The 20,470-nt window shown below is 71.9% G+C and carries 19 protein-coding genes and 1 tRNA gene; 3 read left to right on the forward strand and 17 right to left on the reverse strand.

Annotated elements, in window-relative coordinates; translation table 11 throughout:
- A complete protein-coding gene (locus JYK04_RS16420) occupies nt 1–990 on the reverse strand; it encodes a methyltransferase domain-containing protein (protein WP_189737038.1) in 990 nt (329 codons plus the stop codon).
- Between the two features lie 136 nt (nt 991–1,126).
- Between JYK04_RS16420 and JYK04_RS16425 the strand changes: the two genes are divergently transcribed.
- Entirely contained in the window at nt 1,127–1,531 is a 405-nt protein-coding gene (locus tag JYK04_RS16425; protein WP_030715938.1) for a globin, read from the forward strand.
- Nucleotides 1,532–1,547: 16 nt separating this feature from the next.
- Here JYK04_RS16425 and JYK04_RS16430 read toward each other — a convergent pair whose 3' ends face one another.
- Genes JYK04_RS16430 through ettA form a run of 3 tightly spaced genes read right to left on the reverse strand, consistent with a single transcriptional unit; the run spans nt 1,548 to nt 4,415 of the window.
- Nucleotides 1,548–2,267 (reverse strand): DUF8010 domain-containing protein, encoded by a 720-nt coding sequence (locus tag JYK04_RS16430; protein ID WP_189737040.1) that lies wholly within the window; start codon nt 2,265–2,267, stop codon nt 1,548–1,550.
- On the reverse strand, nt 2,264–2,740 hold the full coding sequence (locus JYK04_RS16435) for an acyl-CoA thioesterase (RefSeq protein ID WP_189737042.1): 477 nt from the start codon (nt 2,738–2,740) through the stop codon (nt 2,264–2,266). Before JYK04_RS16435 ends, JYK04_RS16430 begins: the two co-directional genes overlap by 4 nt.
- Nucleotides 2,741–2,750: 10 nt before the next feature.
- A complete protein-coding gene (gene ettA / locus JYK04_RS16440; protein ID WP_094744916.1) occupies nt 2,751–4,415 on the reverse strand; it encodes an energy-dependent translational throttle protein EttA in 1,665 nt (554 codons plus the stop codon).
- Nucleotides 4,416–4,486: 71 nt separating this feature from the next.
- Between ettA and JYK04_RS16445 the strand changes: the two genes are divergently transcribed.
- Nucleotides 4,487–5,218 (forward strand): hypothetical protein, encoded by a 732-nt coding sequence (locus JYK04_RS16445; protein WP_189737044.1) that lies wholly within the window; start codon nt 4,487–4,489, stop codon nt 5,216–5,218.
- Between the two features lie 33 nt (nt 5,219–5,251).
- Here the strand turns inward: JYK04_RS16445 and JYK04_RS16450 are convergent, their stop codons facing one another.
- The 5 genes from JYK04_RS16450 to JYK04_RS16470 form a co-directional block, all read right to left on the reverse strand.
- Nucleotides 5,252–6,724: a bifunctional phosphatase PAP2/diacylglycerol kinase family protein gene (locus JYK04_RS16450; RefSeq protein WP_189737046.1), complete on the reverse strand. Its 1,473-nt coding sequence runs from the start codon at nt 6,722–6,724 to the stop codon at nt 5,252–5,254.
- A gap of 70 nt (nt 6,725–6,794) precedes the next feature.
- The gene (locus JYK04_RS16455) at nt 6,795–7,946 is read right to left on the reverse strand and encodes a thioester domain-containing protein (RefSeq protein ID WP_229875239.1); all 1,152 of its coding nucleotides are present in this window, start codon (nt 7,944–7,946) and stop codon (nt 6,795–6,797) included.
- 221 nt (nt 7,947–8,167) lie between these two features.
- Entirely contained in the window at nt 8,168–8,575 is a 408-nt protein-coding gene (locus JYK04_RS16460) for a single-stranded DNA-binding protein (RefSeq protein ID WP_189737050.1), read from the reverse strand.
- A 122-nt stretch (nt 8,576–8,697) separates the two neighbouring features.
- Complete coding sequence (locus JYK04_RS16465) at nt 8,698–10,551, reverse strand: GTPase (protein WP_189737052.1); 1,854 nt, start codon at nt 10,549–10,551, stop codon at nt 8,698–8,700.
- Nucleotides 10,552–10,555: 4 nt separating this feature from the next.
- On the reverse strand, nt 10,556–12,172 hold the full coding sequence (locus JYK04_RS16470; protein ID WP_189737054.1) for a dynamin family protein: 1,617 nt from the start codon (nt 12,170–12,172) through the stop codon (nt 10,556–10,558).
- Nucleotides 12,173–12,504: 332 nt separating this feature from the next.
- Between JYK04_RS16470 and JYK04_RS16475 the strand changes: the two genes are divergently transcribed.
- Nucleotides 12,505–12,580, forward strand: a tRNA-Arg gene (locus JYK04_RS16475).
- Between the two features lie 200 nt (nt 12,581–12,780).
- Here JYK04_RS16475 and JYK04_RS16480 read toward each other — a convergent pair.
- The 8 genes from JYK04_RS16480 to JYK04_RS16515 all read right to left on the reverse strand — a co-directional run bounded on the left by JYK04_RS16480 (nt 12,781) and on the right by JYK04_RS16515 (nt 20,460).
- Nucleotides 12,781–14,160, reverse strand: coding sequence for a tyrosine-type recombinase/integrase (locus JYK04_RS16480; RefSeq protein WP_189737056.1), 1,380 nt, complete (start codon nt 14,158–14,160; stop codon nt 12,781–12,783).
- Nucleotides 14,160–14,357 (reverse strand): helix-turn-helix transcriptional regulator, encoded by a 198-nt coding sequence (locus JYK04_RS16485; RefSeq protein ID WP_189737058.1) that lies wholly within the window; start codon nt 14,355–14,357, stop codon nt 14,160–14,162. The genes JYK04_RS16480 and JYK04_RS16485 overlap by 1 nt, the downstream gene beginning before the upstream one ends.
- Nucleotides 14,358–14,530: 173 nt before the next feature.
- Nucleotides 14,531–15,973, reverse strand: coding sequence for a DNA primase family protein (locus JYK04_RS16490; RefSeq protein WP_189737060.1), 1,443 nt, complete (start codon nt 15,971–15,973; stop codon nt 14,531–14,533).
- Nucleotides 15,974–16,283: 310 nt separating this feature from the next.
- Nucleotides 16,284–17,219, reverse strand: coding sequence for a bifunctional DNA primase/polymerase (locus tag JYK04_RS16495; protein ID WP_189737063.1), 936 nt, complete (start codon nt 17,217–17,219; stop codon nt 16,284–16,286).
- Between the two features lie 103 nt (nt 17,220–17,322).
- A complete protein-coding gene (locus JYK04_RS16500) occupies nt 17,323–17,511 on the reverse strand; it encodes a hypothetical protein (RefSeq protein ID WP_189737065.1) in 189 nt (62 codons plus the stop codon).
- A 160-nt stretch (nt 17,512–17,671) separates the two neighbouring features.
- Nucleotides 17,672–17,857 (reverse strand): hypothetical protein, encoded by a 186-nt coding sequence (locus JYK04_RS16505; protein ID WP_308431034.1) that lies wholly within the window; start codon nt 17,855–17,857, stop codon nt 17,672–17,674.
- A 210-nt stretch (nt 17,858–18,067) separates the two neighbouring features.
- A complete protein-coding gene (locus JYK04_RS16510) occupies nt 18,068–20,134 on the reverse strand; it encodes an FtsK/SpoIIIE domain-containing protein (protein WP_189737069.1) in 2,067 nt (688 codons plus the stop codon).
- Between the two features lie 92 nt (nt 20,135–20,226).
- Complete coding sequence (locus tag JYK04_RS16515; protein ID WP_189737071.1) at nt 20,227–20,460, reverse strand: DUF6257 family protein; 234 nt, start codon at nt 20,458–20,460, stop codon at nt 20,227–20,229.
- Nucleotides 20,461–20,470: the final 10 nt, after the last annotated feature.

Genomic DNA, 20,470 nt, shown 5'->3' on the forward strand with positions numbered 1-20,470 from the left:
TCACCCCTCCCCCAGGGGCCACACGTACGGCCCCTGGGGATCGTCCAGCCACGACCATTGGCCCGCGGCGCTGACCGAGACCCCGAAGCGCTCCCGGGCCGGGCGGCCCTCGCGGCGCCACAGGTCCAGGGCCTCGCGGGGGTGCAGTGCGCCCGCGGTCAGCACGAGCATGAACTGGAAGCGCTCGTTCTCCACCAGCTCGTACGGAAGCCCGTACTCCGCACCGGCCGGGCCGGGCGCCGGGGCGGCCGTGGCCCCGCGCAGCGGGACGAAGTACGCCGAGGTGTGCAGGAAGTTACCCTCGGCGAACCCGGCGTCCCGGACGGTCAGCGCGATCAGGCCGGTCGACAGCGGCGCCAGGATCCGTGCTCCCGGACGGCACTGGCCGAGCCAGGCGTGCGGGATCAGCGGCAGCGTGCAGGTCACCATGATCCGGTCGAACGGGGCCCGGGCGGGGCAGCCGCGCGCCCCGTCCCCGGTGACCACCACCGGGTGGTAGCCGAGCTCGGCCAGGTGCGCCCGCGCGGACTCGGTGATCTCCTCGTCCAGGTCCACGGTGGTGACGTGCTCCTCGCCGAGCCGGTGGCAGAGCAGGGCCGCGTTGTAGCCGGTGCCCGCGCCGATCTCCAGGACGTCGTCGCCGTCGCGCACGTCCAGGGCGGCCAGCATCTTGGCCATCAGGGAGGGCTGGCTGCTGGAGGAGACCTGCAGGCCGTCGCGCATCCGCGTCGCCAGCGGGGTGTCGACGTAGACCCCGCGAAGCCAGCGGGCCCGGCGTTCGGGGTCGGGGTCCTCGGCCCACAGCCGCTCATGACCGGCGCCGCGGCCGGTCCAGAAGTACGGGACGAACACGTGCCGCGGCACGGCGGCGAACGCCGCCCGCCAGCGCGGGTCCTCCAGCACCCCGGCGGCGGTCAGCTCCCGCACCTGGGCGGCGTGCGCGGTCTCCCGCAGGTCCCGGGTCTCGGTGTGGGCGGTGTGTGCGGCCATGCATCCACTGTCCTGCGCCGGGACGCCGCGTGCGAGCGCGCGGGAGCCCGGGAGCCCGGGAGCCCGGGAGCCCGGGAGCCCGGGGGACGGTCCTAGGACCGCGGTCCTGGATCCGGGCGTCTGAGACGATGGTCGGGTGAATGAGATTCCGCGGGGCACGCTTCAGGAGCAGACCTTCTACGAGCAGGTGGGCGGCGAGGACACCTTCCGCCGCCTCGTCCGGCGCTTCTACGAGGGGGTCGCGGAGGACCCGCTGCTGCGCCCGATGTACCCGGAGGAGGACCTGGGCCCCGCCGAGGAGCGGTTCGCGCTGTTCCTGATGCAGTACTGGGGTGGTCCGACCACCTACAGCCAGCACCGCGGCCACCCGCGCCTGCGGATGCGGCACGCGCCGTTCCAGGTGGACGCTGCCGCCCACGACGCGTGGCTGCGGCACATGCGGGTCGCGCTGGACGAGCTGGGCCTGGCGCCGGAGCACGAGGCGCAGCTGTGGAAGTACCTGACGTACGCCGCCGCCTCGATGATCAACACGGCGGGCTAGGGAGTCGGACCCGGGGTCAGACCGGACGGACCTGGAGGGCGCCCAGGCCGCCGGTGACGCCGGGGCGGCGCATCGCGACGGATCCGTACGGGGTGCGCAGCCGCAGCCAGGTCCCGGCGGCGAGCAGCGCCACGGGGGCGGGGTCGCCGGGCAGCGGGGCGGGAGCGGAGGCGGGCACGGCGGCCCGTACCGGCCGCAGGAAGCCCAGGGACTGTGCGGCGTGCACGGCGCGCAGCGGGAGCTCGGTGTCACCCAGGGTGCGGGACCAGATCTCGCGGCCGATGCGGTCGCGCTCGGACCGGGTCCGGTGCTGCGGGGGCAGGGCCTCGTCCCGGGCCCGGAACTCGGCGACGGCGGCGGCCACGGCCGCTCCCATCGCCTCGGGGCCGGGCAGCCCCGGAACCTGGCGCCAGCCGCCGCGGGGCGGGAGCACGCCGGCCCAGGGCGGTCCGGTGACCGGCCCGGGCACGGTGGCCTCGGCCGAGGCCTCGTCCACGGACTCCAGCAGCTCACCGGCGGACACCGTCAGGTCCAGCGGCATCGCGACGGGTGCGGCGAGCCGCACCGTACGGATGGCCAGGATGTCGAAGGACGGCGGCCGTCCGAAGACGGCGAGCGCGCCGCCACCCGCCTGGAGGCGTACGGCGGCGGCGCGGTCGTAGTGCACCAGCCGGCCCAGGAAGGCGGCGAGGTCCGCCGCCTCCCCGGAATCGGCGAAGCGCAGCTGGTCGTTCATGCCGCGAGGGGCCCTTCCCGGCCGGTGCCGGACTCGGACCCGGCCGCGGGTTCGTCGAGGTACGCCTCGAGGAAGTGCTTCTCCTCGGCCGTGATGCGGCGGGGCCGCCCCTCGGCGAGGTTGTAGGGCACGACCACCGTCTCGGCGCGCACGTAGACCGTCTCGGGCCTGTCCTCGGTCGCCTCGTCCTTGACCTCGTAGCGGATGGTCAGGGACGCGGCCCCTATCCGGGTCACCCAGGACTCGATGAGGACCGGCTCGTGGCGGTGCACGAGGGGCAGCTTGTAGTCGATCTCGTGACGGGCCACGACGGACCCGCCAGTGAAGGACTCACTGCCCTCCCCCGGTGCGAGGCGGAACATGAAGTCGATCCGCGCCTCCTCCAGGTAGCGGAGGAAGACGACGTTGTTGACGTGCCCGAAGGCATCCATGTCCGCCCAGCGCAGGGGGCACCGGTAGTGGTGTCTGGCCATGACGGCGACCTCAGCCTCGGGTGAGCTTCTTGTAGGTGGCACGGTGCGGACGAGCCGCGTCCGGGCCCAGCCGCTCGATCTTGTTCTTCTCGTACGACTCGAAGTTGCCCTCGAACCAGTACCACTTGGACTCGCCCTCGTACGCCAGGATGTGCGTGGCGACCCGGTCCAGGAACCAGCGGTCGTGGGAGATGACCACGGCCGCACCGGGGAACTCCAGGAGCGCGTTCTCGAGCGAGGACAGGGTCTCGACGTCGAGGTCGTTGGTGGGCTCGTCGAGGAGCAGCAGGTTGCCGCCCTCCTTGAGCGTCAGCGCCAGGTTGAGGCGGTTGCGCTCACCACCGGACAGGACGCCGGCCGGCTTCTGCTGGTCCGGGCCCTTGAAGCCGAAGGCGCTGACGTACGCGCGGGACGGCATCTCGACCTGGCCCACGTTGATGTAGTCCAGCTCGTCCGACACGACCGCCCAGAGGGTCTTCTTGGGGTCGATGTTGGCGCGGGACTGGTCCACGTACGAGATCTTGACGGTCTCGCCGACCTTGATGGCGCCGGAGTCCGGCGTCTCCAGGCCCTGGATCATCTTGAAGAGCGTGGTCTTGCCGGCGCCGTTCGGGCCGATGATGCCGACGATGCCGTTGCGCGGCAGAGTGAAGGACAGGTCGTCGATGAGGACCTTGTCGCCGAACGCCTTGGTGAGGTTGTTGACCTCGACCACGATCGAGCCCAGACGCGGGCCCGGCGGGATCTGGATCTCCTCGAAGTCCAGCTTCCGCATCTTGTCCGCCTCGGCTGCCATCTCCTCGTAGCGGGCGAGGCGGGCCTTGGACTTGGTCTGGCGGCCCTTGGCGTTGGAGCGGACCCACTCCAGCTCTTCCTTGAGGCGCTTCTGGCGCTTCTCGTCCTTGCGGCCCTCGACCTTGAGGCGGGTGGCCTTCTTCTCCAGGTAGGTGGAGTAGTTGCCCTCGTACGGGTGGGCGCGGCCGCGGTCGAGCTCGAGGATCCACTCGGCGACGTTGTTCAGGAAGTAGCGGTCGTGGGTGACGGCCACGACGGCGCCCTTGTACTGGGCCAGGTGCTGCTCCAGCCAGTTCACCGACTCGGCGTCGAGGTGGTTGGTGGGCTCGTCGAGGAGCAGCAGGTCGGGGGCCTCCAGCAGCAGCTTGCAGAGGGCCACGCGGCGCTTCTCACCACCGGAGAGGGTGGTGACCGGCCAGTCGCCGGGCGGGCAGCCCAGGGCGTCCATGGCCTGCTCCAGCTGGGCGTCCAGGTCCCACGCGTTGGCGTGGTCCAGGTCGTCCTGGAGCTTGCCCATCTCCTCCATCAGCTCGTCGGTGTAGTTCGTCGCCATTTCCTCGGCGATCGCGTTGAACCGGTTGAGCTTGGTCTTGATCTCGCCGACGCCGTCCTCGACGTTCTCGAGCACGGTCTTGGACTCGTCGAGCTTGGGCTCCTGCATGAGGATGCCGACGGAGTACCCGGGAGAGAGGAAGGCGTCACCGTTCGACGGCTGCTCCAGACCCGCCATGATCTTGAGAACGGTGGACTTACCGGCGCCGTTCGGGCCGACCACACCGATCTTCGCGCCGGGCAGGAAGTTCAGGAAGACGTCGTCAAGAATCACCTTGTCGCCGTGCGCCTTGCGCGTCTTGCGCATGGTGTAGATGAACTCAGCCAAGAGAAACCGTCCGGCAGATCGATGGTGGGCAGATACACCCCATCTTGCCGTACGTCCATACCCTCGGGCGAATGGGTAGGTCAGTCGCCCCTGAGCTGGGGCACGCCCGCGGGGTGGGCCGCGGCTCACGGTCACCGTCGATCGGCGTCCAGGGGGCGGACCAGGGGGGCCACGGCCTCGCCCCCGGGCAGGATGGTGGGGAGTGCGGGGGCGCGGCCTCCGCCGGCCGTACGGAGGTACATGTGGACAACGCGCTGCTGGCGCTCGCCGGCGCGATCGTCGCGGTGACCGGCACCCTGCTCGCGCCGATCCTCTCGCAGCGCGTGCTCGCACGCGTGCAGACGGAGCAGTTCGAACGGCAGCAGCGGGCGGCCGACGCCCAGTGGGTGCGCGAGCAGCGCACGGCGGAGGTGGAGAAGCGGCAGGCCTGCTACGTCACGGCGAACTCCGGCTACCGCCGCTACCGCATCGAGCTCATGAAGTACCTGTGGCTCGTCCACAAGGGCGAGGCCACCGCGCAGGCGCGGGCCGATCTGGAGGAGGCGCGGCACTCCATGCACACCGCCTTCGCGGAGGCCCAGATGGTCGCCTCGGACGCGGTGCTGCGGGAGCTGGACGCGATGACGGCGACCCTGGCCGGCGCGTACAGCCGCACCCTGCACCTGGAGGAGGGCGACCCGTACCCCGGCTGGGCGTTCGAGGAGATACAGGCCGAGCTGCTGCGGCTGGGGGACCGCTGGAAGAGCATGCGCGGCCTCATGCGGGCCGACCTGGGCGTGGAGCCGGGACCGGTCGGCTCCTGACCGCGCGGCGGCCGGGCCCGGTCAGCGGGGCGGTCAGCAGGGGCGGTAGACGGTCAGGGCGTCGGGGAGCTGGTCGAGGACGAGGGCGGCCGGGGCCTCGGCGTACTCGCCGTCGTAGGCGAGCGGGGTGCCCGCGGGGATGTCCCCGATGCGCAGGCTGCGCAAGCGGGTGGCCACGTGGACGGGGGAACGGCTCAGCGGGCCCGTGAAGGCGGCGGCCAGCAGCCGGGGGCCGGGGCGGCCGCCGCCGTGGACGAGCCGCAGGTCCAGCAGGCCCTCGCCAAGGCTGTCGCGGCGGCGGGGCGTGGGGCCGGTGCCGTGGTAGGTGCCGTTGCCCGCAAAGAGGAGCCACACGCTCCGGGGCCGCCCGGCCAGGCGCAGCCGCACGGGCCGCTGGGAGCGCAGGACCCGCCAGGCGGCCAGCACCGCGGCCGGGCCGCCGCCGATGCGCGGGGCCCAGCGCAGCCGGTGGCCCAGCAGCTCCGGATAGGCGCCGATGCTGAAGTTGTTCAGGAAGTAGCCGCTCTCGCCGCCGGGCCCCGGGGAGAAGCGGCCCACGCCGACGCGGACGGCCTGTCCCTGCGCCACGGCCTCGCAGGTCGCCTCGGCTCCGGCGAGGCCGAGGTCCATCGCGAAGTGGTTGAGGGTGCCGCCGGGGAACACGGCGAGCGGCACCCCGGCCTCCAGTGCGGCGGTGGCGGCCGCGTTGACGGTGCCGTCGCCGCCGCAGATCCCGAGCACGGTGGCCCGTGAGGCCGCCTTCGCGAGCGTGGCGGGCAGTTCGGGGCCCTCGCACTCGATCACCTCGGCCGCGGGCAGGCGGGTGCGCAGCACGTCGAGGCCCTCGGCGGCCGTCCCGGACCCGTTGTTGACCACCACGGTGAGCCCGGCCCCGTCGGGCAGCGCGGGGGCCCCGGCGGCAGTCCGCTCGTCGCCCGGTACGACCCGGGCCTCCTGCGCGTCGCGCGCGAGGCGGCGTACGACGAACCCGGCGGCCACCCCCAGTGACGCGCCCACGAGCACGTCGGAGGGGTAGTGCACCCCGGTGTAGACCCGGGAGAACGCCACGGACGCGGCGACCGGGGCCAGGACGGCCCCCCAGCCGGGGGAGGCCAGCGCCACCCCGGTGGCGAAGGCGAAGGCCGACGCGGAGTGCCCGGACGGGAAGGAGGTGGTCTGCGGCTGCGTGGCCAGCTGCCGGGTCAGCGGCACGCCTTCCAGCAGCGGCCGCGGCCGGCGTACGGACCACTTGCCGATGGTGTTGATGGTCGCGGAGGCCAGTGCCAGCGAGGCGACCCCGCGCACGGCGGCCTTGCGGGCGCCGGCCGACCCGAACACCGCGATCGCCGCGGCGGCCCCGCCCCACAGCACCCCGTGGTTCGCGGCCCGGCCGAGCCGCGGCAGCACCCGGTCGGCCCCGGGCCAGTGCCGCCGGGCCACCGCGTCGAAGACCCGGCGGTCCCACCGGGCGAAGGTGCCGGACCAGGTCAGTGCGTGATCAGCCATCTTCTGCCCCTACCCCGAGCGGCGGATCCGAACCGGTCCCCGCGGCCACCCGGCCCATCGGGCCCGCCCCCTAGGGGGTGTCCTCCTCGTCCAGCGGGCGCTTGCGGAGCAGCAGCACCACCAGGCCGCCCAGGACCACCAGGCCCACCGCCAGGGAGGCGATGACCGGGGTGGCCGCCGAGCTGCCGCTGATCGCCAGCCGCTCCTCGTCCGGGGAGGTCGTCGCCACCGCCGCGGCCCGTGAGCCCAGTACCTCGGCCGCCGAGCCGGAACCGGCCTCCGGGGCCTCGCCCGGGGTGGCGGCCACCGCCGTCGCCGGGGGCTGCGGCCAGACCGCCGTGGCCGTGGCGGCGGCCGCGGACTCGCTGGAGCCGGCCACGATCTGGGCGTGGGCCGGCAGCTCGCCGGTGAAGACCCGCCCGACCGGCACCTTGGTCGTGCCCTGGACGGTGACCGAGGCCGTCCCGTCGGGGGTGCCCTCGGGCACCTCGAAGTAGAGCCGGCTCCCGTTGGCGGCGGTGGTCAGCGGCTGCCCCTCGGCGTCCACCACCCGCACCCCCATCGCGACGGCGGCCGCGTCCGGGATGACCGACACGCTCGGCGCCCCGGTCCGTACGGTGACCGGGCCGAGCCGGGTGCCCACCGCCCCCGACACGTCGCCCGGGTCCAGCCCGAGCGAGGCCGGCGGCTCCGGCAGCTGCCCGGCGGCCCGCTGCAGATAGTCGGCCAGCTTCTCGGCCGCCGGGTCCGCGGCCTCGACCTGCACCCCGTCCGCCAGCCGCCAGATCGCCACCTGGGTCCCGGCGGCCGCGCTCTGTGCCGTGAGGGCCCCGGCCCCGGCCGCCTTGGCGAGGCCGGCCAGGTCGTTGTGCTGCGGGTAGGAGTGCTCCAGGACCCAGCGGATCCGGCCCGCCTCCCGGTTCCCGGCGAGCGGGCTGCGGCTCCAGGCGCTCTCGGTGTACCGGGCCTGGGGCTGGGCGTTGCCCGTCACGCCGACTCCGTACGTCTGGAGCATTCCGCCGCCGTCGACCCGCATCTCGAAGAGCCCGGCCGGGATCTGGCGGACCGAGCCGTCCCCGGACCGCAGGACCGCCTGCCCGAACGTCTTCAGCCCGTCCAGCACGGCGCTCGCACCCTCGGGTGACCTGGGCGCCACCGGGCCGGAGTCGGCGGCCGCCCGCGCCGCGGGCGCGGCGGCGAGGGCCGCGGCCAGCAGGGCCACCGCCAGCGGCCGGCGCGCGGAGCCCCGTACCGCGGCGGGAGGTTCGACAGGAACCGGGGCAGGAGCTGGAGCAGGAGCCGAAGCTGTAACAGGCTCGCGCGCGGACGCAGGAGTGGGATCAGGAGCGGAGGATGCGGGAACGGCAATCGACACAGTCTTCCCCTTCGGGCCAATGACCCAGGTGCCCGTGAGTACCGGGGAATCCTATCCGCCTCGAACACTCAGGCCACCGCCGACTTCTGAGTGGCCATCAGCGGCGTGTCCGTCCGCACCACGCGCCGGAAGGCGGCGGTCCCGCGGTTCAGGTCGTGGCCGACGGCCGTCGCGTCGATCTCCGCGCAGAACCACCGGTTGCCCTCTCCGTCGGGCGGGTCCTCCCGCACCCGCAGCCGCCCGTGCACCACCAGCGGCTCGCCGACGGATACGGAACCGGCGAGGTTCACGGCGAGCGCCCGCCGCGCCCACACCGTGTAGAAGCTGGTGGCCCCGTCCGTCCAGGCGTCCTTGCGCCGGTCGAAGTACCTCGGCGTCACCGCGAAGCGGAACCGCGCCGCCGGACCGTTCACCGTCTCCTTGTAGTCGATCTGGGTCGCCACGTAACCCACCAGCGTCACCTGGGTGTCGTACATCCCGGTCGCCCTCCCCCATGGTCGCGGTCCGTACGGATCCGCACGGACCAGCCGTACGGAGCATCCGCACGGGGTACGAACCATGCTGGGGCAGGCCGCCGGTCCCCGCTCCGGCCTGTGGATTACTGCCGGGTTGTGGACAACCTGCTCCCCCCTGCGGCCACCGTGGCGTACTGCTCCCGCACCTCCCGGTAACGCAGCAGCTCCGCCGCCACCGGTTCCAGCACCCGGGCCCGGCCGCACCCGGCCGCCGCCTGCCGCAGCCGGCGCTCCGCGTCCTGCCCGTACCTCCGTGCCGGGCCCCGGGCCGCGATCGAGCAGGACCACTCCACGAGCGGCCCGCCGATGATGCCCGCCACCATCAGCAGCACGGGCGGCAGCAGCCTCGGCTCCAGGACCCCGACGATCTGCCCGACCAGCCACAGCCCGCCGAAGATCTGCAGGAGGGTCATGGCGGCCTGCCCCAGCACCGCTGCCGGCCACCACGTGGGCCGCGGCGGTCTGGCGCTCGGCACCGCGACCGCCGCCCCGAGGGTCACCGCGATCTCGTCCAGCGCCTCCGGCAGCCGGTCGGCGCCGCGCACCGCGGTCTCCCGGACCGCCTGCGCCCACGGCTCGGGCAGCCCGGACACCGCCTCGTCGGCGACCGCCCGCACCGCCTGCTCCACCCGCTGGCGTGCGGTCACCTCCTCCTCGACCGGGGCCTCGGCGACCACCTGACCGCGCCCGCCGATCGCCGCGAGGGCGGCCAGGCCCGCCAGGGTGCGCGGCGCGCGGCGGCCCTCGTACCAGCGCCACAGCCGCAGCCACGGCGTCCCGCACGCCTTCCCGGCATTGCGCCGCCACGCGCGCTCGGCGGCGAGCCCGGCCGCGTACGCCCCGACCGCCTCGGCGAGCCGGTCCTCGAACTCGGCGCGCGCCGCCTCCCCGATCTCCGGCCCGGGGTGCCCGTCGGCCACGTACAGCGGCCTCAGACGCGCGGCCGCGCGGTCGACGTCGGCGGAGATCCGCCGGGTAGCCGCGCCCTTCTCCTGGGTGAACTGTCCGAGGAGATCGCGCAGTTCCCCGACCCCCTCCCCGGTGAGTGCGGACAGCCCGAGGACGGTGGCGCCGGGCTCGCCGTGCTCGCCGAGGGCGATGCCGTCGTCGTCGAGGAGCCGGCGCAGGTCGTCCAGTACGAGGTCGGCGGCCTCCCCGGGCAGCCGGTCCACCTGGTTCAGGACGACGAAGGTCACCTCCGCGTGCCCGGCGAGCGGCCGCAGGTACCGCTCGTGCAGCACGGCGTCCGCGTACTTCTCCGGATCCACCACCCACACCACGGCGTCGACCAGCGCCAGCACCCGGTCCACGTGGTCCCGGTGGGCGCCGACCGCCGAGTCCAGGTCGGGCAGGTCGACGAGGACCATCCCGCGCAACGCCTCCGCCTCCGAGGTCTCGCGGGGCCGGCGTCGCAGCCGCCCCGGGATCTCCAGCCGGTCCAGCAGTCCGGCGGCTCCGTCCGACCAGCTGCACGCGATGGGCGCGGCGGTGGTCGGGCGGCGGAGCCCCATCTCGGAGATCTGCACACCGGCGAGTGAATTGAAGAGAGTGGATTTGCCACTTCCGGTGGCGCCGGCGATCGCGACGACCGTGTGCTGGGGCGACAGCCCGCGGCGCGCGGCCGCCTCGTCCAGGACCCGTCCGGCCTCGGCGAGGGTCTTTCCGTCGAGCCTGGTCCGGGACAGCCCGACCAGCTGGCGCAGCGCGTCGAGGCGCAGCCGCAGGGCCTGCCCCTCGGGGCTGAGCGGGGGCGCGGTCGACTTGCCGCCGTCGCTGCCCGCGCCGGAGACGGCCCGCACGAGGGCCTCGTCGCCCTCGTCACCCTCGTCACCCTCGCGCCCCTCCTCGTCGGGGTCCCCCTCGACGGCCCGGGGGCGCGAGCGCGCGATGAATCCGTCGTCCCAGCGGTCGTCGGTGCGGTCGGTCAGAGCGGTCACCGCGTCACCTCTCCTTCTGCAGTACGGACAGCGCGGCGATCAACTCGGCCTGTGGTTCCGGGGTCACTTCGAGCGCCTCCAGCGGGGCGAGCCGGCGGTCGCGCTCGGCGCGCAGCACCTGGTCGAGGTGGTCGCCGACCAGTTCCCCGCCCCGGTCGCGCAGTCGCAGGGCGGCCTGCGCGCCGATCCGTTCGGCGAGCTTCTCCCCGGCGGGCCGGGCCCGTTTGCCGCCGAGGAGGGCGGCGACGAGCAGGGCGGCCACGCCACCGGGGTCGGGTGCGGGCTGCCTGTCGCTCTTGGCCACCTCCTCCTCGGCGAGTTCCTCCAGGACCCGCCGCCAGCGGCGTACGGCCATGCCGATGCGCTCGCCCGCCTCCCGGTCGGGCGCGGGCAGCGAGACCGCGCCGGAGGCCGGTTCGCGCCGCCAGGCCTCGGCGATGCGCTCGTCGGCGGCGGCGACGGCGCACTGCAGGAGCGCGGCGAGGGATTCGGCGAGCGAGTCCAGCAGTTCGTCGGCGCTCGTGTCGAGCGGGTAGCCGCGCCACCGGGTCAGGGCGTCCCCGGCCAGTACGGCGCCGTGGTCGAGGCGGCCCCGGACCCGCTTGCCCTCCCGTTTGTACGCGTCCTCGACGGCCGAGGTCAGCCGTACGCATGCGGCGTGCTGGGCGGCGACGGCGGAGGCGAGCTCCGGCATCCGGCGCTTCAGCGAGTCCAGCGCGCCGAGCGCGGTGCGCCCGACGGCGTACTGCCGGGCGGCCGGGTCCTGCGCGTGGTGGGCGAGCCAGGCGAACAGCGGGGCGACGGCGCTGGCCGGCAGCAGTCCGCCGCCGCCGGTGGACTCGGGCAGCTCCGGGACGGTGAACCTCGGTACGTCGCCCAGCCCGGCCTTGGTGAGCAGGGCCCCGTACTGCCGCGAGACCTCGGCGAGCACCTGGTGCGGGACCCGGTCGAGGACGGTGATGAGGGTGGCCCGGTACTGCTTGGCGGTGCGCAGCAGGTGCCAGGGGACGGCGTCGGCGTACCGCGAGGCGGTGGTGACCATCACCCAGACGTCGGCGGCGCAGATGAGTTGGGCGGCGAGGGTGCGGTTCTCGACGACGAGGGAGTCGATGTCGGGGGCGTCGAGGATGGCGAGCCCGCGCGGCAGGCTGGAAACGGTCTCGATCCGCATCTCGCGGGTCGCATGGGTGTCGGCCGGTCCGCGGTCGCGGGCCCGGGATCTGGCGGCGGGGGGCATCTCCTCCTCCCCGTGCGGGACCCAGACCCGCATCAGGTCGGGCAGTACGCGCATTCCGGCGAACCAGTGGTGGTCATCCGGATGGCAGACGAGCACCGGTGTGCGCGTGGTCGGGCGCAGCACGCCGGCTTCGCTGACCTGTCGGCCTACGAGGGAGTTGACGAGGGTGGACTTACCGGCCCCGGTGGACCCGCCGACGACGGCGAGCATCGGCGCCTCGGGCGCCTTCAGCCGGGGTACGAGGTAGTCGTCGAGCTGCGCGAGCAGCTCGGCTCTGGTCTGGCGGGCGCGCGGAGCGCCGGGCAGGGGCAGCGGCAGACGCACGGACGCGACCCGGTCGCGCAGGGCGGACAGGGCATCGAGCAGCTGAGGCCGAACATCCAAGGTCACCACATGCGAAGAATGCCCAATTTAGGACCATTTTTGAAGCTTATACGTCCTCTGCGCGCCGACCGCGACTCCAGTGGGACATTCTGGGCACGACGGACGAGTGGGGCGCAGGCATAACGAGTGCACAACACCAGGGGCGCCGCGGCGCAAAAGCGATGCGAGAATCGCACCTGCCTGCGATTATCGGGACCGCTTCACCGAACCTCCACATCGTGGCTCGCGGGTGAAGCAACCGGGACAAGGCGACCGGAGCCCTATCCTTGACCCGGCACGGACCTCAGCCCCACCCCCACTGGGGGCTCCAGGCCCACCAAGGCCGCCTTCCGGCCCCCGTAGCTCAGTGGATAGAGCAGGTGCCTTCTAAGCACTTGGCCGCAGGTTCGAGTCCTGCCGGGGGCACCATTTCCGCACCACCCGAAGCCCTCCCTCTGCGGAGGGCTTTCGTGCAGGTCAGCGCACCTTACCGAGATATCGGTAGTCGCTTGATAAGGGCCGGAAGGCCGCGCGGTAACCCCGAACGGCAGTCCGGCCGTATCCGGCTGATTCCCGCTTTCTACGGGTGGCCACGGTGGATACGCGGTGGCGTTCTCGGGCAAGGGACCTCAGACCTCGGGGAGGTCTCCCCCTGCCTCGATGCGCTTCTTCAGGTCCCCTAGATGACCAACGATGCACCGGGCGTAGACGGCCAGCAGGACCGGGACGCTATTACCTGCCCATTCCGCCACCTGCGCCGGCGGAACGCCGTCGTTGAGCCAGTTCGTCAGGCACGTGTGGCGCAGGTCGTAGACACGCTTCCCCAGGGGTGACGCGATCTCCTCCGGGGTGAGGGTCTCCTGGCGAGCGGAACGCCATGCCCGCCGGATGACGGACCCGGCGAGCATCTCCCCCTTCTCACCCGGAAAGAGCAGGTCTCCCGGCTTCAGCTCATCCCGCTCGATGTGCTCTCGGAGGATCTTGGTCAACGCGGGCCGGCACGGAACCGTTCGCATGTCGTCCTTGGCCCTGCCCTTCAGCCCTCTCTCTTCGTGGATCGCGCCGTCGTTCGTCCAGTGCTTGCCCACTTCGGGTTGCGCAGTGTGGATCAGCAGCTCGCCCCACTGGTCGGCGGCCCCCTCCGGAGGAAGCCGGACGTCCATGACGTACATGGCCACCACCTCTTCCGGCCTCGGACCGGCGTAGTACATCGCGGCGAAGAAGGCATGGAGGCGAGGTCCACCACGAGGACGTCGGCGAACCCAGCCGAGCAGGCCGGCCGCTTGGCGGAGATTGATCAGAGAGCGCTTATCGACGGCGATGGACGTCTTCGGTGCCGCCCCTCGCCCCTTCGGCAAGGTGTTCGACCTCAGCACGTCCTGTTTCACGGCGTGCTCCAGCATCACGTTCAGCACGCGCCGATTGCGCTTGACGGTGCTGGCCGCTGTATCGGAGCCATCGAGCCGACTGGACACCGCCCGCAAGACCGCGTCCACCCGAGCAGAGTCCTCCCAAGCGGCCATGGACAGGCAGTTGCGCTCGACCCACTTGAGGATGGAGAGAACTTCGGGAGGAGCTTCGTTCCGCCGACGGGTGTTGAAGGCGAACTCCCGCAGCGCGGTGCGCACGACCACCGGGTCGTACGTGCTGGGCACGGGACTACGCAGGAGCGCCCCGGTGGCGGCCATCAAGACCTTGGACGTCGTCTTACGGCTGTTCCCGCTCGTCCGGTGCCACTGGAAATCCGCGAACTTCACGGCGAACTCGTACCAGCTGACAGAGCTTGCACCTGAAGCGTGCGAGAGCGGCCGCCCTGTCGACACGCTGAAGGCTTCACCGCGGCGGGTGGCGCTGACCAGCTCGGAGCGGAAGGCGTCAGCCAACGCCCGCGTTGCGAACGGAGCTCGCCATTCGCGTCCTCCCAGGAACCATCGAACCGTATACGTGGTGCCCTTGGCCTGCTTACGCGATCCGATCTTCCAGATCTTGACTTCGTACGTCGTGTCCATCAGGCGGCGTCCTCGCGATCGTTCAACCAGATGTCCAGGTCGCCTCGGCGTACGCGCAGTTCGCCGTTGGGGAGCTTGATGCAGCGGGGGGCGCGCTGCTTCAGCCGCCACTCGTAGAAGGTGGATCGCGAGATCCCGAGTTCGTCGCAGACCTCCGGGACCTTGAGCATCCCCCGCCTGCTGGTGTGCGTGGCCATGTGGGTTCCTTTGAACCGGCAGCAGGGCACGGCCGAGAAGTACCGGCCGTGCCCTGCTGAGGATGGGATGGGGGTTAACTGAGCTTCGGAAGGCGGACTAGCGGCGCCGAGGCTCGTCGGATCCAGTTGGGTTCACATTGCGTTGAGTCGCGACTCAAGCGACTCAGAGCGGCTTAGAGGGCGGTCTGAGCGGGGTTGAGTCGCTTGAGTCGCGACTCAGGGGAATGTGGATCGGACTGGTTGAGCGTGATCCCGGTGTAGGTCGGCACCTGCCGGCCGTACTCGTCGCGGGGGCGTTCCCGGTGGAGCTGAGGAACGACGGACTGGAGGTTGCGGCCGAAGACCTGCTTCGTTCCGGCGCGTACGCCGTTGTCCTCGGCCCATTCGCGCCAGACGTTCCACAGTGCGTCCACGGGCACGGCGCAGTCGGGCCCGGTGGCGCAGCGTTCGCGGACGAACGCGCTGGTGGGTGACGCAGTGTCCTGCATGATCGTGATCGCCTCCCGGGAGGAGGCGGGTTGGGTGATCCGGCCGGTCTCCTGGAGACGGGCGAGGCCACCAAGGGCCCAGTTCAGGATTCCGGGCATCTCCCGCTTGAGGGACTCGTCGAGGGTGGTGTCTTCCTTGCCGAGCCAGGAAACGGTCATGTTGAGGACGATGAACCGGCGGGCGATCACACCGCTGCTGTCGCCGAAGCTGGGGAGTTCGTTGGTGAGGATCATCAACCGGGTGGGCAGCTTCCCGGTCCACAGGTCGCGGTACTTGCGGTCGATGTCGATGGTGTCCTCGCCGGAGATCGTGAGGAGCCGCTCCACCACCTGACCTCCCTCGTTGCCGGTCAGGCGGGCGTCGGAAATGACTGCCAAGGGCTTGTCGACCAGTGAGGACAGTCCGAAGTTGGTGCCGAGGCTGGCGAGGGTGGGGCCGGCGATGTTCTTCTTGCCGACGAACTCGGTCAGGATCCGGGTGATGGTTCCTTTCCCAGATCGGGTGGGTCCCTTCATGAGCAGGATCTTCTGTTGGTCGGTGCGGCCGGAGAGGACGTAGCCGAACCACTCCTGCAATGCCTGGATGGCGCTGGGGTCGTCGGGCCAGAGCTGGTGCAGGAACTTCTCCCAGGCCGGTGCCGTGGCCCCCTTGTCGTAGGCGAACGGCACGGACACGAGGTTGAAGAACCCCGGCGTGTGGGGCAGGAGCGCCCGGTCTCGAATCCGCAGCAGCCCGTTCTCGCACGCCACGATCGGGCTACGGTCCCCCGCGGTTTCCTCCCGCTCGATCCACGAGGGCGCGTCCACCTCCGAGGGCAAGAGGGTGACGGCCGTGAGGGCGTCCAGGAGATTGCTCAGCTTGGTGCGGGTGGGCGCCCAGTCCTTGACCTCCGGCAGACCGTCCTTGTCGAGGCCGGCGACGTAGGTGGCGTGCTCCAACTGCTTGTAGAGGGTGGCGCGCATCTGCTGTTCCTCGAACTCGCGCCAGCAAGTTCCGGTCCAGCGCATCCACGCTCCCCGCCACCGCCGGCACAGCAGGCGCTCCTGCTCGTCCTGCCAGCCGGGCAGGATCCGGCGTGCGACGGCCATCGGGTTGGACGGAGCGGGCAGCTCCTCGGCGAGGCTCATGCGGCCTTCCTCCCTTCCTGGACGGGCGTGATGTGGGGGCAGGTGGTGCGGTGCTGCTCGTGGTCGGCGATCAGTGCGAGTGCCCTCCGCTGTCCGGCGGCGAACAGGTCCCGCCCGCATGCGCACCAGGACCGGACGGACGGGGTCACACCGCGTCCGGGGGCGACGATGTGGAGCCAGGCGACTGGTCGGCGCCCGTCGTCCCAGCGCGGGTCAGAGCAAAGGGCAGAGGGGACGCCTTCGGCGACGACCTTTGGCGCGCCACTCCCGCCGGTGGTGGGGGTCGGTTCGGCGGAGCGGGGGCCGGTGGTCACGATGCCCTCACCGCCGCGGCCTCGAAGCCACGCGTGACCGCGCGTTCGGCGTACGCCTCGGGCACGCCGACGCCGACGGCCGCGTCGATGATCTGGTCTCCGAGGACCTCCAGTCCGCAGGGCCCGGGGCATCGGGTGTGCTGGTTGGCGAGGAAGCGGGCGACCCCGTAGGCGGTGCTGCCGGCGCCCTGCTCGGGGCAGGCGGCGATCCTGGCGAGGCCCCGGGTGAGGCCGGTCCGGACGAAGGTGTCGTTGTGGCGGCATCCGGTGGCGACCGAACGGTCCCAGGTGGCGCGGGCCGGGGAGGAAGAGTCCACCTCCCCGCGAAGGGACCGAGTGGACTCTTCCCTCACGACCAGGGCCCGGACGACGTCCGGCAGGGCCGTGATGGGGCCGGTGCCGGGGCCGTACCAGCGGGCGTAGGACATGGTGGATTTGATGTCCACGCCGGGCCGGACCTTGTTGGCGGACTGCATGGCACCCCGGTAGATCCAGTGCTCCCCGCGGGTCGTCGCCACGACCTTGGTCGCGGGGAGGTGCTCGCGGGCCCAGGCCACGGCATCGGGGTTGTCGAGGTCCACGACGGTGAGGTGAGCCCCGCCGGGGTGGTAGGCGAGGGCGACCGCCTGGCGCCAGGCGGTCGCCCAGGCCGGGCCGGTGAGGATGTCGGGGTCGGTGGCGGCGGCCGCCCAGCCGTGGCAGGGGGCGGGGCAGTGGCAGGGCCCGGCAAACTTCATGTTCGGGCGGTCGCCGCATCGGCAGGGCCCGACGCCTTTGCTGCTGGTGCAGGCGGAGCAGTTCCCGAAGGGCAGCTTGCCCTCCCGCAACGGCAGAACGGGCAGCCCCAGCCCGGCGAGCCAGAGCGCGGTTCGTAGTTGAGTGGGTAAGGCAGGCCGGTTGGGGTCTCGCGGGAAGTCGGTCGGGTGGGTCATGCTGGTCTCTCCAGTTCTTGAGTGCTGGATGGGGCGGCCCCGGACTTTGGCGAGACGGGGGCCGCCCTTTGCTGTGCGTGTGGAGCGAGCGGGTCAGTGATCCCTAGAGGTTGGGGATGGCGTGGACGATGGCGGTGGCCATCTCGTTGATGGGGCCCGCGGCGCCGGTCGAGGCGAGGAAGAACCCGAAGCCGGCGGCGACGAACGCGCTCCCCGCGCTGAGGCTGTGGGAGCGCAGGAGGAAGTACAGGACGAGTCCGAAGAGCGCGACGAGTGAGACGGTGATGGCCATGCCGGAATCTCCTTTGACGGTGCTCGGGGTGTGCTGGGAGGCTGCGCGTGCTTCGGGTGCTGACAAGCTCGGGGTCTTGCCGGTGGCCGTGTCCGCCTAGCTCGCCCTGCCGAGCGGGGTCCGCCTTATGGCGTGCGGCCACCGGCCTTGCTGTCCGGGGTCAGCGGCTGCCGGCGCGGTGGACCTCACGGCTGTGGTTGTGCAGGCGGCGTCCGACGCGCAGGCGCTTGCCCTGGCCCTTGCAGCGGCGGCAGGGCTTGACCCGCTTGAGCTTCCCGGCACGGTTGACGGTGAGCTTGGCTCCGGCACCGTCGCACTTGCGGCAGGTCCCGAACGGGCTGGCCATGCATAACAGGGTGTAACCGGCGACGGTGACGAGGATGAGGGCGGTGCTAGCGATGAGCATGCGGGTCTCTTCCCATGGCTGGGGCGGTTTCCGGGGCTTTTCGCAGGTGGGCCGCTAGACGCTAGTTCCCTGGTCAGGGGCCTTATGGGCTGCTAGCGGGGGTGCTAGACCTAGCAGCGGCGCCTGCTAGGTCTAGCACCGGTTCGAGGGTCAGGCGGCGGCCCGATCGGCGTCACGGCGGGTGATGGCAGCGGTGATGTCGGCGCGCTTGATACCGCGCCGGTTCTTGCCCTCGCCCTCGTCGGTCTGGCCCCAGACCTGGCCGGGCTTGATGCCCCACGGCTTGAGGGCGGCGGTGACGTTCTCGCCCTTCCACCCCGCGTACGCGTCGGGCCGGAGGCCGGTGAGTCGGGCGGCGATCCGCTCGCACCACACCGCGTCCTCGTCGGTCGGAATGACCCCTAGGACGTCGGCGAGGATGTCGACGCCGGCTGTGGTCTCGGGGTCCTTGCCGATGGCGTGGCCGGTGACGTTGCCGTACTCGTCACGCATCTTGCGGGCGCGGGCGACGACCTGTTCGGCGGCGACCGCGTCCACGAACGCGGAGGCGACGATTCGCGGGTCGTCTCCCTCGCCGGCCATCCAGCAGATACCGCGGTCGGAGCGGGAGAACATCGTGGCCCGATACCCGGCCTTGTACATCGAGGTGCCCAGGATCATGTCGTTGGCGGGCTGCCCCATCACCTTCAGTGCGAACCGCAGGACCGCGTTCGCGCTGATCCCGGTGGGCAGGGACTTGGCGTCGGGGCGCTGGGTGCCGAACATGCCGACGATGCCGAGGGCGGGGCCGCGTTTGGTGATGTCGGTGCAGATGTCCTCGATCTCCTGGCCGTACTTCTCGTGCTCGAAGGGCACCTGGCACTCGTCCAGCCCGACGACGATCGGATGCAGCCCCAGCGACTTGTCACTGGCCAGCTCGGGGGTCACCTTCGACTCCGGGCACCGCGAGCGGGGCAGGGACTTGATGACCTTCGCCCGGCGGCGGAGCTCGTCCTTCAGCTCGCGCAGAGCGTGGACGACGTACTCGATGTCCTCGTCCTCTTCGCCGGCCCGGTAGCGGTGGCAGACCGGCTCCAAGGCGGAGAAGTCGCCGGTGCCCTTGAAGTCGAACGCGTAGAGCTGGGCGCGGGGGTCGAGGGCAGCGATGAGCAGGAGCAGCCGCATGAGGAACGTCTTGCCCATGCGGGGGATGGAGCCGACGACGACCGCGGCAAACATGAGGGTCACGGAGACGTCCCGCATGCGCTGGTCGTTGCCGAACACGACGGGCTTGAACAGGTCGACCTGCCCGGTCTTCAGGAGCGGCCAGGCGGGTTTGGTGGTCTCGTTCATCGGCTTGTCCCCGACCCACAGGATCAGCCGTCCCTCGTGCTCGGTCGGGTCGGGGGCGGGCCAGACGCAGCCGACCTTGCGCCGCAGGCCGGAGGCGAGGGGTTTGCGGGCCTCCATGATGTCCTCGGGCGTCACGCCGTAGGGGAGGTCGAGGTCGGCGCGGTAGCCGGGCCCGTCCCTCACGATCTCCGAGGTGAAGCGGAGCCCGTTCATGTCGCCGCCCTTCTTGATGGCGGCGGAGATCTTTGCGTTGCCGATGCTGTCCAGACCGCGCAGGACGATCGAGCCGGTCATCTTCTGCAGCTCGGTCTTCAGCACCGCAGGGCCGATCACCGGGGCATCGGGCTGCTGCCCGGCCAGGCCCAGCAGGAGGACCCCGCCGGCGGCGAACGCGTACAGGTAGACGGGCGCCAGGACGTACAGCCACAGGGCGAAGGCGAGGCCGAATACGGCGGCGACGAGGGTGACCAGTCCGCGCAGCCGGATGCGGCCCTGGCGGAGCCTGGCCAGGCGCATGTATTCGTCGACGTCCTCGGTGCGGACGGCGAAGTCACGCAGCGGGGCTGCCTCGCGGTCCCACACCCACCGGTTGGTGGAGGAAATGAACCGGCAAGCGCCCCGCGGCGACATCAGCGCCAGGCGGCCGGCGTAGACGGGCATCCGGACGCCGTGGAAGAGGGTGGCGTAGCCGAGGTTCGCGGCGGCGTGGCGGGCGGTGGCCGCGAAGTCCCGCCGGTTGGTCAGCCACCCGGCCAGGACCGGCTTGCGCTTCTCGTCGCGGACCTTGGGGTCGGGCAAGTTCGGGTTGTCGACCATCTTCGGGATCACCGGCTCGACGTCCTCGTCCGGGACGGCCCGCAGGTGCGTGGTCGGGGAATCGGTCATGCTGTGAACTCCTGCTCTCGCCTGTGGGCGGGTGGGTAGGGCCCCGGAGCGGCGCGGTTTCCTTGGCCGGGACGGCCGCTCCGGGGGCACAGCTACTTGCGGTTCTTGGCCTTCGCCGCGGCCTTACGGGCCGCCTTCGCAGCCGCGGCGGCCTCGGCCGCCTGGCGGGCCTCACGTTCGCGGGCGCCGTCGATGATCCGGTCGACCTTGCGCTCCAGGTCGCCCTGGTAGACGGTCTCGCTCGCGATACCGCGCTTGGCCATCCGCGCGATGTACCAACCGAGCTGCGCGGTCTCCTTGGCAGTGAACTTCGGTTCCTTCGCCATCACCGAACTC

The organism is Streptomyces nojiriensis, from assembly GCF_017639205.1.
GTDB classification, from domain to species: domain Bacteria; phylum Actinomycetota; class Actinomycetes; order Streptomycetales; family Streptomycetaceae; genus Streptomyces; species Streptomyces nojiriensis.

What these genes read in the sequence shown, in the direction of transcription:
- JYK04_RS16420 (WP_189737038.1), bottom strand. Translation starts at nt 990, where the DNA reads ATGGCCGCACACACCGCCCACACCGAGACCCGGGACCTGCGGGAGACC.
- JYK04_RS16430 (WP_189737040.1), bottom strand. Translation starts at nt 2,267, where the DNA reads ATGAACGACCAGCTGCGCTTCGCCGATTCCGGGGAGGCGGCGGACCTC.
- JYK04_RS16435 (WP_189737042.1), bottom strand. Translation starts at nt 2,740, where the DNA reads ATGGCCAGACACCACTACCGGTGCCCCCTGCGCTGGGCGGACATGGAT.
- JYK04_RS16445 (WP_189737044.1), top strand. Translation starts at nt 4,487, where the DNA reads ATGGGTAGGTCAGTCGCCCCTGAGCTGGGGCACGCCCGCGGGGTGGGC.
- JYK04_RS16450 (WP_189737046.1), bottom strand. Translation starts at nt 6,724, where the DNA reads ATGGCTGATCACGCACTGACCTGGTCCGGCACCTTCGCCCGGTGGGAC.
- JYK04_RS16460 (WP_189737050.1), bottom strand. Translation starts at nt 8,575, where the DNA reads ATGTACGACACCCAGGTGACGCTGGTGGGTTACGTGGCGACCCAGATC.
- JYK04_RS16480 (WP_189737056.1), bottom strand. Translation starts at nt 14,160, where the DNA reads ATGGACACGACGTACGAAGTCAAGATCTGGAAGATCGGATCGCGTAAG.
- JYK04_RS16485 (WP_189737058.1), bottom strand. Translation starts at nt 14,357, where the DNA reads ATGGCCACGCACACCAGCAGGCGGGGGATGCTCAAGGTCCCGGAGGTC.
- JYK04_RS16490 (WP_189737060.1), bottom strand. Translation starts at nt 15,973, where the DNA reads ATGAGCCTCGCCGAGGAGCTGCCCGCTCCGTCCAACCCGATGGCCGTC.
- JYK04_RS16495 (WP_189737063.1), bottom strand. Translation starts at nt 17,219, where the DNA reads ATGACCCACCCGACCGACTTCCCGCGAGACCCCAACCGGCCTGCCTTA.
- JYK04_RS16500 (WP_189737065.1), bottom strand. Translation starts at nt 17,511, where the DNA reads ATGGCCATCACCGTCTCACTCGTCGCGCTCTTCGGACTCGTCCTGTAC.
- JYK04_RS16505 (WP_308431034.1), bottom strand. Translation starts at nt 17,857, where the DNA reads ATGGCCAGCCCGTTCGGGACCTGCCGCAAGTGCGACGGTGCCGGAGCC.
- JYK04_RS16510 (WP_189737069.1), bottom strand. Translation starts at nt 20,134, where the DNA reads ATGACCGATTCCCCGACCACGCACCTGCGGGCCGTCCCGGACGAGGAC.
- JYK04_RS16515 (WP_189737071.1), bottom strand. Translation starts at nt 20,460, where the DNA reads ATGGCGAAGGAACCGAAGTTCACTGCCAAGGAGACCGCGCAGCTCGGT.